This window comes from Bartonella jaculi, assembly GCF_039543045.1.
GTDB classification, from domain to species: domain Bacteria; phylum Pseudomonadota; class Alphaproteobacteria; order Rhizobiales; family Rhizobiaceae; genus Bartonella; species Bartonella jaculi.
Genome location: NZ_BAABIZ010000212.1, coordinates 1 through 506 on the forward strand (window position 1 = coordinate 1; position 506 = coordinate 506).

General features: G+C 38.7%; 1 protein-coding gene. It reads right to left on the minus strand.

Translation table 11 applies throughout. The features are described 5' to 3' along the window. On the minus strand, positions 1-476 hold a 476-nt coding region (locus ABD915_RS10235), incomplete at its 3' end, for a restriction endonuclease (protein WP_345117866.1). Between the last annotated feature and the right edge of the window lie 30 nt (positions 477-506).

The following is a 506-nucleotide window of genomic DNA, read 5'->3' on the forward strand; positions in this document are numbered from 1 at the left end:
ATTTGACTGTTTTCTAAATCAAACAGATTAATCTGTTGAATACGAACCTCTTGACCATCACAAGTGTTGTTCGCATTATCACTCCAATTGCTTTCGGTACTATCAACCAGAATACGACGCGTGAATATTTTCTTCCCAGAGGCAGCAATAAAACTATCAATGTCTTCTTTTTTAATGATGTGAGAAGCATCATAGCATTTACATTGAATAGCCGCATAACCTCCTTGATCACGGATTGTAGCGACCAGATCAATGCCGATATCACGCCCATCTTCATCATGTTCCTCAGCCCATTCCGAATAAGTTTGAACCTTTTCGTATTCCTGCTTTTGTAAAGGGTCTTCAGATAGATAAGCCATCACAAGATTTTCAAAAAGGGTTCCCAATTCACGGGGTGATTTTGCCTTTTCACGATAGAATTGTAAGAGAGAGCGTAATGAGACGTGTTTGTTATCAGACTTATCAGATTGAAGCATTATGCATTAAACTCCAGCACCTTATAGCAT